Annotated in this window: 12 protein-coding genes and 1 pseudogene; 9 read left to right on the forward strand and 4 right to left on the reverse strand. The window is 58.3% G+C overall.

All coding sequences use genetic code 11. The features are described 5' to 3' along the window. Positions 1-2: 2 nt before the first annotated feature. Positions 3-1,913: a CHASE domain-containing protein gene (locus GJ695_RS01940; RefSeq protein WP_154361947.1), complete on the forward strand. Its 1,911-nt coding sequence runs from the start codon at positions 3-5 to the stop codon at positions 1,911-1,913. Here the strand turns inward: GJ695_RS01940 and GJ695_RS01945 are convergent. Both GJ695_RS01945 and GJ695_RS01950 read right to left on the reverse strand, forming a co-directional pair. Then, positions 1,904-2,719, reverse strand: coding sequence for a sugar phosphate isomerase/epimerase family protein (locus GJ695_RS01945; protein ID WP_154361948.1), 816 nt, complete (start codon positions 2,717-2,719; stop codon positions 1,904-1,906). The genes GJ695_RS01940 and GJ695_RS01945 overlap by 10 nt on opposite strands. Next, positions 2,719-3,558, reverse strand: coding sequence for a phytanoyl-CoA dioxygenase family protein (locus GJ695_RS01950; RefSeq protein ID WP_154361949.1), 840 nt, complete (start codon positions 3,556-3,558; stop codon positions 2,719-2,721). The genes GJ695_RS01945 and GJ695_RS01950 overlap by 1 nt, the downstream gene beginning before the upstream one ends. 110 nt (positions 3,559-3,668) lie before the next feature. Here GJ695_RS01950 and GJ695_RS01955 point away from each other — a divergent pair, with 110 nt between their 5' ends. The 8 genes from GJ695_RS01955 (at position 3,669) to GJ695_RS01990 (ending at position 9,020) form a co-directional block, all read left to right on the forward strand. Continuing rightward, positions 3,669-4,601 carry a LysR family transcriptional regulator gene (locus tag GJ695_RS01955; protein ID WP_229260320.1) on the forward strand — a complete coding sequence of 311 codons (933 nt, stop codon included), beginning with the start codon at positions 3,669-3,671 and terminating at the stop codon, positions 4,599-4,601. 76 nt (positions 4,602-4,677) lie between these two features. Beyond that, positions 4,678-4,929 (forward strand): hypothetical protein, encoded by a 252-nt coding sequence (locus GJ695_RS01960; RefSeq protein ID WP_154361950.1) that lies wholly within the window; start codon positions 4,678-4,680, stop codon positions 4,927-4,929. Positions 4,930-4,951: 22 nt separating this feature from the next. Next, complete coding sequence (locus GJ695_RS01965; protein WP_154361951.1) at positions 4,952-5,305, forward strand: hypothetical protein; 354 nt, start codon at positions 4,952-4,954, stop codon at positions 5,303-5,305. 117 nt (positions 5,306-5,422) lie between these two features. Then, entirely contained in the window at positions 5,423-6,157 is a 735-nt protein-coding gene (locus GJ695_RS01970) for a hypothetical protein (protein WP_154361952.1), read from the forward strand. A gap of 45 nt (positions 6,158-6,202) precedes the next feature. Next, on the forward strand, positions 6,203-6,712 hold the full coding sequence (locus GJ695_RS01975; protein ID WP_154361953.1) for a hypothetical protein: 510 nt from the start codon (positions 6,203-6,205) through the stop codon (positions 6,710-6,712). A 64-nt stretch (positions 6,713-6,776) separates the two neighbouring features. Then, positions 6,777-7,361: an NYN domain-containing protein gene (locus GJ695_RS01980; protein ID WP_154361954.1), complete on the forward strand. Its 585-nt coding sequence runs from the start codon at positions 6,777-6,779 to the stop codon at positions 7,359-7,361. 110 nt (positions 7,362-7,471) lie between these two features. Further along, the gene (locus GJ695_RS01985) at positions 7,472-8,053 is read left to right on the forward strand and encodes a hypothetical protein (protein ID WP_154361955.1); all 582 of its coding nucleotides are present in this window, start codon (positions 7,472-7,474) and stop codon (positions 8,051-8,053) included. A 109-nt stretch (positions 8,054-8,162) separates the two neighbouring features. Further along, on the forward strand, positions 8,163-9,020 hold the full coding sequence (locus GJ695_RS01990; protein WP_154361956.1) for a DUF2971 domain-containing protein: 858 nt from the start codon (positions 8,163-8,165) through the stop codon (positions 9,018-9,020). A 127-nt stretch (positions 9,021-9,147) separates the two neighbouring features. On the opposite strand, the pseudogene GJ695_RS01995 reads toward GJ695_RS01990, so the two are convergent. Together GJ695_RS01995 and GJ695_RS02000 are read right to left on the reverse strand one after the other, a co-directional pair. Continuing rightward, a pseudogene (locus tag GJ695_RS01995) lies at positions 9,148-9,510 on the reverse strand (Fis family transcriptional regulator). 95 nt (positions 9,511-9,605) lie between these two features. Beyond that, positions 9,606-11,117 (reverse strand): S10 family peptidase, encoded by a 1,512-nt coding sequence (locus tag GJ695_RS02000; RefSeq protein ID WP_154361957.1) that lies wholly within the window; start codon positions 11,115-11,117, stop codon positions 9,606-9,608. Positions 11,118-11,166: the final 49 nt, after the last annotated feature.

Below are 11,166 nucleotides of genomic sequence, written 5' to 3' on the forward strand. Positions count from 1 at the left end.
CCATGCGCGGGCGCGGCTACCTGGCTTTCTTTGTCGGGATATGCCTGACAGCCTGGACCTGCTATTTTGTGATGGAGGAGCAGCAGCAGCTGCAAGTACGCGCCGGCTTCCAGCGCGACACCGAGAACGTGGCGCGCGACACGCAGACCCGTTTGCAAATCTACTTCGACACGCTGCACGCGATGAAGGGCGTGTACGCCGTCAACGATCGCATCGACCGGCTGCAATTCCACCGCTTTGTCAACGAACTGAAAATCGACAAGCGCTATCCCGGTTATCAGGCATTGCAGTTCGTGCGGCCGGTGCCGGAGTCCGAGCTGCCGGCGTTTGTGGAAGGCGTCAGGCGTGACGGCTATCCGGCCTTTCATGCGCACCCGGCCGCGCGCCGCCCGCTGCACTACATCATCGAATACACCGAACCGCTGAAGGGCAACGAGAACGCCTTCGGCCTGGATCTGTCGGCGTTGCCGCCGCACCTGAAGGCGCTGGAGCTGGGCCGCGACAGCGGCGAGATCGTCGCCACCGAGCGCATCACGCTGGTGCAGGACGCCACCGGCGAACCGGGCTTCGTGGCGCGCGCGCCGGTGTACCGCAACGGCTTGCCGCTGGAGACCACGGCGCAGCGGCGCGAGGCGCTGGCGGGCTTTGTGGCGATCGTGTTCCGCGTGAATGCGCTGATGCGCGAGGTGATCGATCCGGCGTTGCTGGAGCATCTGCACGTGCGCATCGAGGACGGCGGCTTCCAGCAGGGGACCACGCCGCCGCCCGGCGTCGATACGCTGCTGTACGACAGCGATGTCAAGGTGGAGACGCACCAGGAACGCGCCGACAACGTGCCGGGGCTGACGGCGCAGACGGTGCTGCCGGTGGGGCAGCGCAACTGGATCATCAGGTTTGAAGGCCGCTCCGGCGTGCGCTACGGCCGCTCGCAGCTGCCGGTGGTGCTGATCGCGCTGGCCGGCATCATCATCAGCGCGCTGATCGCGGCGCTGCTGGTGGTGAACCGGCGCGAGTCGGATACGCGGCAGGGACTGGAAGTCAGCATGCAGGAACTGGAACGGCAGAAGAGCAATGTCGAGCAGGCGCGCAACGATCTGTCGCGCGTGGTGGCGACATTGCGGCAGGCGCAGACCAATCTGCAAACCTCGGAGAAGATGGCGTCGCTCGGCGCGCTGGTGGCCGGCGTGGCGCACGAGCTCAATACGCCGATCGGCAACAGCCTGCTGACCGCCACCGCGCTGGCTGACATGGTGCGCGACTTCGAGCGGCAGATGAAGGATGGCGGCGGCTTGAAGCGCTCGGCGCTCGAGGCGCACCTGTGCGATGCGCGCAAGGCCTGCGACATCATGGCCCATTCGCTGACGCGGGCGGCGGACTTGATCACGTCGTTCAAGCAGGTGGCGGTGGACCAGGCCAGCGGCCAGCGCCGCCGCTTCCGGCTCGACGAGGTGCTGCACGATACGCTGTCCACCTACGCGGCCCAGCTGCGGCGGGCTTGCTGTTCGGTGACGGTGGATGTGCCGGCGGACCTGGTGTTCGATTCGTATCCGGGCAGCTTGAGCCAGGTGCTCAACAACCTGATCGGCAACGCGCTGCTGCACGGCTTCGATGGCCGCGAAAGCGGCGTGCTGGCGATCAGCGCGCGGCGCGAGGGACGCGACCTGGTGGTGCTGCAATTGAAGGACAACGGCATCGGCATGACCGACGTCGTGCTGCATAAAATATTCGATCCCTTCTTCACCACCAAGATGGGGCAGGGCGGTTCAGGACTGGGGATGAATATCGTTTATAACATTGTGACCGGGGTGTTGAAGGGCACCATCCGCGTGGAGTCGGTGGCAGCGGCGGGCACCAGCGTGCTGCTGGTGCTGCCGCTGTCGCCGGCGCCGGAAGAGCAGACGGTTCAGGCGTAACGCTGGCGCAGCAGCTGCAGCATCGCCACGTTCAGCTCCCACGCGTTCGAGACTTCCTTCTGCGTGTAGGGCAGCGTTTGCGTGTACGGCACCGGGCCGAATTCCGGCGTCAGCGTCATGCGCTCGGCGCCGGCCGCGCGGCGCAGGCGTATCACTTCATCCCACCACGACAGGTGCGCTTCCAGCGCGGCCTGCGATTCCGGCGCGCGGAAGTCGGCCACTTGCGGACCTTGCGCGTGGCCGACGCGGGCGTGGATGTGGCGCACGTGCGGCAGGGTTTGCGCCAGCGTCTCCGGCTGGTCTTCCAGCAGCGATTCGCAGGCGCAGCACCAGTGCGACAGGTCGGCGGTCAGTTGCAGGTCCGGCAGTTGCTGCAGATACGGCAGCAACAGCATCGGGTGGCCGCTGAAGCGGCTGCGGTGGGTCTCGTGCACGATCGCCACGCCGTGCTGGCGCGAGATGTCGGCGGCGAGGTCCAGCAGTTCGCGGTTCTGCGCCGGCGTGAAGTAGTCCTTGCCGGTATGGGAGTTGACGTGCAGCGGCCTGGCGGCGCAGGCGTTGTGCAGCAGTTCGGCCAGCGCGGCCTTGTGCGGCTCAAAGGTTGGATGGAACACCGTCTCCCATTGGGCGACGATTAGGCCCAGGCCGGCGTCGGCGATCTGGCGGGTCCAGTCGTCGCGTTCGGCGGCGTCCAGCGGCAGCGACATCTCGATGCCGTCGAAACCGGCGGCCTTGACGCGCTCGATGAACACCGGCGCCGGCAGCTCGTTGTTGCCCCACTGCGCGGCGAAGATCTCAATCCGCATTACAGGAAGCCTCGTGCCGGCAGCTTGTCGTCGCGCTGAATCCAGTTCTGCGGCGAGTAGCTGGTGGCGCCGTCGGTCACGTGCAGCGTGTAGGCGTGGCGCGAGACCGCCGAGCGGTTCGGCGCGCTGTAGTGCGGCAGCAGGCCGTGGAAGCACACCAGGCTGCCGGCCTTGCATTCCAGCGGCACGGCGGTGCTGTTGTCGGGCCAGGCCATGTCGCTGAGTTTTTCCATGCGCACGTCGTCGCCGTTGCGCAGGAAGCGCTCGCGCATCGGGCCGCGATGGCCGCCCGGTTCGGCCCACATGCAGCCGTTCTCCAGCGTGGCGTCTTCCAGCGCGAACCAGAAGGTGGTGACGCTGACCGGGTCGGTGTCGAAGTAGGTGGCGTCCTGGTGCCAGCGCACTTCGCCGCCGATGCCCGGCTGCTTGAAGATGTACATCGATTGCCAGACCTTGGGATCGGACAGGCCCAGTTCGCGCGCCAGTTCTTCCAGGCGGGCGTCGGCGGTGAAGGCGCGGAACGCCGGATCGAGATCGTGCATGGCATGGCCGATCTTGTTGATCGACAGCGACTTGGCCTGCTTCAGCTGGCCGTCGGCGCCGAAGGCTTCTTCTTCAAAGAAGCAGCGTACGGTGTTGTCCGAGCCGAGGAAATAGTCGTCGGTGGTTTTTTCCTGTTCGATGGTGCTGAAGATGCCGGATTGGGTGGTCGGATCGAAATCGTTGACAATCTCCGCCGCGCGGGCGCGCAGCGTGGCGATCTCCCCGGCGCTCTTGAAACCGGGGATGACAATGAAGCCATCGCGTTGGTATTGTTGTTTTTGTGCTTCTGTCAGCATGTCTGGCTCCATGGCGGGATATTTGATTCATCGCATTTTACGGACATGGCGGGGCCATCACAATCCGCAAAAGGTTGACACATTGTCGCCAAAGTGGAGACAATCGAGACATGGACCAATTACGGGCGATGGAGATATTTGTCGAAGTGGCAAGGCTGCGCAGCTTCAGCGAGGCCGGCCGCCGCCTGGGCCTGACTCGCGCCATGGTCAGCAAGCACATCCTGCAACTGGAGGAAAAGCTCGGCGCGCGGCTGCTGCACCGGTCCACGCGCGAGGTCAGCCTGACCGACGTCGGCCAGGCGTATCTGACGCCGTGCATGGCGACGGTGGCGCAGGCGCAGGAAGCGGCGCGGGTGGTGGCGCAGAGCGGTGACGATCTGGCCGGGCCGCTGCGGATACAGGCGCCGTCGAGCTTCGGCAGCGAGTGGCTGGCCGCCGCGCTGGCGCGCTTCGTCCTGCTGCATCCCTTGCTGGAGCCGATGCTGTTCGTGGACGACGCACTGCTCGATCCGATCGAACATGGCTTCGATTTGACGATACGGGTGGGCGGCATACCGGATGTGCACGCGCTGGCGATGCGGCCGCTGGCGCCGTGTCGCGGCGTGCTGTGCGCGTCGCCCTCGTATCTGGCGCGGCACGGCATGCCGCTTGCGCCGCAGGATCTGCAGCAGCACCGCTGTCTGCACTTCAGCCACCTGACCGACGGCACGCAATGGCACTTCACGCGCGGAGACGAACAGCAGACGGTGCGCGTCCCCGCCGCCTTCACGGCCAACAACGGCCTGGTGCTGCAACAAGCCGCGCAGCAGGGCCTGGGCATCGTCTACAACACCACCTTCCTGGCCTGGCGCAGCCTGATGGAAGGCACGCTGGTGCCGGTTCTCAGCGACTGGGAACTGCCGCTGAATCACCTCAGCGCCCTCTATCCCGCCAGCCGCCAGCCATCTCCCAAAGTGCGCGCACTGATCGACTTCCTTGTCGCCGAATACCACCCCGTTCCGCCATGGGACCGCGAACTGCAAACCTCCGGCATATTGCTCTAAGCACGTGAGAATTTGCGTATTTCTGCATTGAGCAAAGTGTTACCCTAACAGCCAACATTTCCTTATCGCGGACACCATGAATTTCTCGCTATGGCTCACCCTTATCCTGGTGCTGCTCGTCATTGGCGGCCAACTGATAGTCTCGTTTCAACTAGCAGCGCTGACCCGCACCGGCCAATACCCGATGCGGGGCAAAGCAGTCATGGCTGACGTGGAGCGTTTGTTGAAAAGCGGTGAGCGAAGCTGGGCCATACGCTGCTATCGGGAGATTCATGCTTGCAGTCTCCGGCAGGCGAGGAATGCGGTAGCGGCATTGGTCAAACAATAGAAAGTTTTGAAGGTCAGAAGCCATGGAAAAAATTGTCACGTTGTGGCGCCGCCTGATTTGGCATGCTCGTTACCTGATCAGTGGTCGGATCAGACCTGATCCCGGCGTGACTCATGAGTTTGAGCTGGTCGCAAATTTCGCGGAAGCGCAGTCTGCTGAGTATTGCCTGATGGCGCTTCAGCACCTCAATATGAAATCTGCAGTGGCGCGGCTGGCTAATGGCCGTGCAAACGCCACGTTCAACTTCTTTGCCAAGCCCGGGTCGAGCAAGTTCACCGAGGCCCGCGATGCGGTTACCGAGGCAGCCAGGCGCCATGGCGGAGAGGTACTTCTTTGTGCAGTAGTGATGCGCTCAGGCGGCGAGGCGAAGGCCTGACAAGTTGTTTGAGTTTGAGGGAATTGCTCGCGTCGCCCCTTAAGCAACTTAATTAGCATGGCGGTAATCGGCCAGCGCCGGACCGTTGCAAGACTTCTGTAGGCAAAAAATAATTTTATGAGAAATCTTCTCGGTACATTGTTAATAGTAGTGCCTTTGACTGCGCAAGCGCAGACTGCCATTCCCCAAATTGTCCCGACGCCGCAAGGGCCTGCACCGCAGTCATTGGCATTGTCCAATACGGCACCGCCACAATTTCAAGTTAGGCGGCGGATATTCAATGAAGTTGCCCATGGCATTATGCGAAATGATCCTGCTGCCCCGACGGCGCTTGATAAGGTTCTAACCGACTACGAAAGTGCAGCGTTCCGCTATACGCCTTTGGAGTCGTTGGAGATTATTGGTTTCTATTTTTTGCCACGTGAAGGCATGGAGAAAGTCTTCCAAGTGATTGTGGCGGAACAGGTGATGGGCTGGTACGACGTACTGCGCTATGCATCGGATTCGGGGCGCGAGGAAATTGTCAACAATGAAGGCTTCTTCAAGTTACCCATCGTCATTGGCGGACCTCGGGTTGCTACGCTAGCCGCGAAGTATTTTGATGAGCATCCTGCGGAGGCCAGAGCGATGTTAGCTCGCGGTTTTTCTTTCGCCGATTCCTGGCGCGAAACGCTGAACTATGATCGGCATTGGCCATCCTATTACGGCCTTGAACGGCTGATCTGCCGGCAAGATCCCACCACTTGCAAAACGGCGCCAGAATTAGACCGCTCAAAATGGAATGCCGCCTGGAGCGAAGCAAAGCAGCGGGTAGCAGCATACTATCAATTGGATAAACCGTTCGCAAAATGACCGAACCCGGCCACAAGCGGACCTATTACTCATAATAAAATTCTGATGAAAATAGACGACCTCATACGACGCCGTGTTGAAGCTGCGCTTCTCGACCGGGATGGTTCATGCAGAGATATCAATTTTTCGGAATTTATTTTGACATCTAGAGCCATTGATGTTCTTGAGTTCCTGGCATCTTCGTGGACTTACGTTCAGGCGATGACGGGCGAAGGCTATGAAATTGCCAGCGCCGAGTTGCAAAGCAATCTTCAGCTGGCATCCGGCTCGCTATCTACTATTTGGAACGGCGGCCGCAACCCCAAACACCTCCAAGCTTACTTCCATTGGAATGAGCCAGACAAAGTGTTCTGTGAAATTACGTTTTTCCCAAAGGACATTGATAGTGGAACCTTCAAATTAATGGAGTTTCTATCAATGCTAGGCAAATTGGTCTCTGTGGCAGGCAGCGATGAATATTACCTTCCCTACGAGGATGCGAGTTGGCGTCGCGGGCAGCAAAAGAACGATGCTGTGATTCTTTCTGATAAGGTGCTATTACTTTCACCAGCCTGACCGATTCCGGCCAGTTGCAGCCGCTAGCGGTCTTACCTACCAGCTCTTTTTATTGGACTGAAAAATGGAAATGCAGAGAACTATTGGTTTTGCCGATGGCGAGAATTTAGTGATGCGCTTCCAAGCAATGGTGGAAGCAGGTGCCATCCCAAAAAATGATGTAGTCCATGAGAGAGATTGTTTGGTATGGCATCCAGAAATAACGAGATGGTCCATGTTCGACTTTGTACGATTTAACTACTACACGAGCACAACTGGCGACATGCCAAAAGTCAATGCATTGAGGGACAGTATATGTAATGTTGAATATGAATTTACATATACGCACAATGATGATGTTCCCTATGGGACTGCGAACTTGGTACCCCACGTTTTTCACAAGCCTTCGAAAAATACGAAAGCCAGAAACGTCGACCTACAGATTTCCATTGATGTACTACGAGCTGCTCATTTGCCTTCCGTAGATTCAATATTTATTTTAAGTGGTGATGGCGACTATATTCCTTTGATTCAAGAGGCATCACGACACGGTAAAGAAATCTGGTTGGGGGCTTTTTCGTCCGGTTTGCATCCTAGTTTGCGACATTACATAGATGTGTTCTGTGAACTCGATGACATTTTTTTTAGTCAACTCCCCCAGAAATCGTAACCACTTCACTGACTAACTAAGTTAATCGTAAATGAGAAGTGCGACTGTGACCAGCCATTAACAGACGGTCCGAAAACGCGTGCTTCAACAAGCGATATGGAGGAATTAGGATGCAAGTTATCTTAACGCTGGATTGGGTATCAATATCCGCCAGTGTGGTAGCGTTTCTATCGTTGTTAGCCAGCATTTTTAGCGCAATCAGTGCTTCGAAATCGGCGAATGTGGCAACTGAGGCTGAACGCCGAGTTAGAGCCGGTGAACGCATCGCCGCAGTTCGAGAGGTAATGCGCTCCGCCGTAAAAATTGAGTTACAGGGGCGATTGGTTATTCTTGCCCTCGAAGACGGGGCCAGAAGTGCAGTTGCAACCGCAGAGATGCACGGAACGGCTGATGGAAAAAGACCGTTTTATAGAACGAATAACGAATTTCAAGAGAAAATTGCGGAAGTAAATCAGCGGATTATTCATGGACTTGACAGGGAAACTATTGCAGCCCTGGACGATGAGCAACTCGCAGCTGTGCAACTCGACTTAGATAAGACATTAAGTGCTCTGGAGGGAGATACCACGTGGGCCAATAAGCGCGCCGATCAGTTGTCCTACGCGAATCGTCAGATAGGGGAAGACATCGTTGCAGCCGAGCGCGCTAACAACATATATGTAAGAAGAAATCACGAAGGTAAGTTAGTGTGACGTACACGCTGTAAACAGGTGCCAGCATTCGGCCAGGGCTGTCTGTTGGGGCAAAACGCCAGACGCTTGTCGCTGTACGGAATTTTTCTGCTCAATTCTGGGAAAATGAATGGATTCCAAATTAAATGAACATTTTTCGGTTTCGGCCGAAAAGCCGCTTTACCACTACACGAGTCTGAGTTCGCTCGTTGGCATCGCCACTAGGCGCGAGCTATGGGCAAGCCATGTGTACTATCTCAACGACTCGAAGGAAATTATTCACGCCTGCGAGCTTCTGGATAGAACCCTAGATGACCAATCCATTCTAGATCCAGACTTGAGACGCAGCAATTTTTTCGAGCATTTACGGAGATGGGTCGGTGAACTCAAGGGCCGACGATTCCATTTATTCGTTTTCTCACTATCGGAGGAGAGAAGTCTGCTCAGCCAGTGGCGCAGTTACACGACACATGGGAAGGGAGTAAGTATTGAATTTAGCACAGGGCTTGTAAAGCAACTAGCTCAGGACAATAAGCTTCGCTTAGGCCGGTGTCTTTACCATGAATCCGAGCATCATGAACTCCTAGCTAATGTAGTTCAGTACCTACTGGATAGGTTTGAAAACTGCCCAAATATCGGTGACGATTATTTGGAATACGCGCAGCTTTTTGAAGACTACCACGATACAGTCTTATCTGCTCTCTACCTTATAAAGCACGGTTCCTTTTCCGAAGAGAAGGAATGGCGTCTGATTATGAGTTCAGAATTTGCGTATCCCCAAGTGTCGTACCGCGAGGGCGCAACGATGATGATTCCGTATGTCGCACTCAAAATCGGTCCCGGTCGTGTGTTCAATAGCATCTTGCTGGGACCGTGTGAAAACATCGAATTAGCGTTGTATTCGATGACTGGATTCCTAGGGCGTCATGAGATATGCAAAGCTGTAGCTCCATCTTACATCCCATATCGGGAATGGAAGAAAAATTAGCATGGGATTCGCGAAGGCAGATGGCTGTTGCTGAAGCAAGCTTGTTCGCCATTCTCCGATTCGGAGAAAAAGGAAATATGTGCGAACTTCGGCCTAGGGGCGGGAGCTGACGGTTGGTTGCAGCTCTTCAGTTTGAATGTAAGGTTGCAGAGATTAGGCTGGCACAAGTTTGATCTTGATTTTTTTTGCCAAGGGCCGCTGCAGCGCTAGTCCAACGTAGTGAGCGTGAGGCTGGAGTCATTTTGATCCAGCGGCCGGTTCAGCGATGCCCTGCGGTTCGCTTTTTTTTGGCAAGGCCGTTTTTGGTCATATTTTGCCCCTTCATCTCCTCCGCAATTTGCCATGCAATGACGCGCTTTACTGCGACCGCTGCGGCTTCTTCCAGCAAGCCTTCTTCGAAGTTACTGCCAATGTTCTTGCTTTCATTTGCCCTGATCTCCCACAGATCCCGATCGATCTGGCCGTTGACACTTGGCGTGGCGCGGGCCATCGGCTAGCGTACCAAATCAGGTACGAATAACAAGCCGATGGCGACGATTCTTCCACGCCACTCCGCGATATATCAGCTTTTTTCGTCAGCAGCGTTCATTTCGTGAACAGCGCCTGCGCGTCGCGCTTGAAGGCCTGGGCGGAACCATCGCGGCTGTAGAACATGTGGCCGCCCGGGTAGACCGCCAGGTGCGCCGGCGCCGCCATCGGTGCCGGCATCTGGTCGAGGATCAGCGCCGAGGTGAAGTAAGGGCAGGACAGGTCGTTGTAGCCGTGCACGATCAGCACGCCCATTTTCGGGTCGTTGGCCATGGCCTGGCGCAGGTCGCTGACGGGCTTGTCCTGGCTGGCGCCGCGATCCCATGCGCTGTTCACTTCATAAGACAGGGCCTTGTACAAGGCGTCCGATTTCCAGCCCACTTCACGCGTGACGAAGTCCACCATGGCGCTGGTCGACGGGGCGATCAGCGCGTTCAGGATCGGGTCGCCCGAGCGGCGTTCGGCCGAGGCGGGGAAGGGATCGTAGGCGGTGACGTTGGCGTCGTAGACCGAGCCGATTTTCTTGTCGCCGCGATGCAGTTCGCGCAGGAAGGTATTGCTGTCGAGGCGGCCGTCGAGGCGGTTGACGATGCTGGCGTCGATGCCGGTCAGCTCGGAGACCTTGCTCACCAGCCGCGTGACGGCGTTCGGATCGGAACGGCCCGCCAGCAGGTCGGTGGCGAACTGGCCGCGGGTGTAGGCTTCGATGCCGCGCATGGCTTCCGGCGTCAGCTTTTGCTGCGCTTCGAGGTGCGAGGCGGCCATCGACGGCAGGTTGATCATCCACGGCAGCGGCGACAGCGCGGTGTCGTCGCCGATGGCGGCCGGGTCGAGGTAAGGCGAGACCATGATCAGGCCCTTGATGCCGACGCCGAGCTGCGTTTGCAGTTCGTGGGCCAGGCGCGGCGCGCGGTAGCCGCCGTAGGATTCGCCCATCAGGAATTTCGGCGAGCGCAGGCGGCCGTTCTTGACCAGCCAGTCATACACGATGCGCGACAGGTATTTGATGTCCGGCTCGGTGGCGAAGAAATCGGCCTTGGCCTTGGCCGGTTCTTCCAGCGCGCGGCTGAAACCGGTGCCGATCGGGTCGATGAAGACCAGGTCGGTCATGTCCAGCCAGGTGTGCGGATTGTCCTGCAGTTCGGAGGAGTCCGACGGCGCATCGCCGGCGGCGCCGAACTGCACGCGGCGCGGGCCGATCGCGCCCATGTTGAGGTAGACGGACGAGGCGCCGGGACCGCCGTTGAAGGCGAAGGTGACCGGGCGCTTCGGACTGCCGCCCGGCACCACGTAGGCGGTGTACACCACTTCGCCGATCACCTTGCCCTTGGCATCGCGCACCTTGATCGATCCCACGGTCGCGTCGTAGCTGAACGGCTTGCCGTTCAGGCGGATGGTCTGGTGGATGGTCTTGTCTTCGGACAGCGGCGGCAGGTCGAGGTCCGGCTTGTTGGATTTGGCGTCGGCCGCCGGCGCCGCGTCGGCGGCGTGGACGGTGGGCAGGGCGCCGAGCAGGACGGTGGCAAAAGCGGCGGTGCGAAGCAGTTTGGAAAGTGGTGCGCTGGACATGGATTCCTTATCTGGAAAATAAGCTAACGGTGTGCCGGCTTGGCATTTT

Origin of the sequence: Duganella alba (assembly GCF_009674495.1) — a bacterium.
In the GTDB taxonomy this organism is placed as follows: domain Bacteria; phylum Pseudomonadota; class Gammaproteobacteria; order Burkholderiales; family Burkholderiaceae_D; genus Rugamonas; species Rugamonas alba.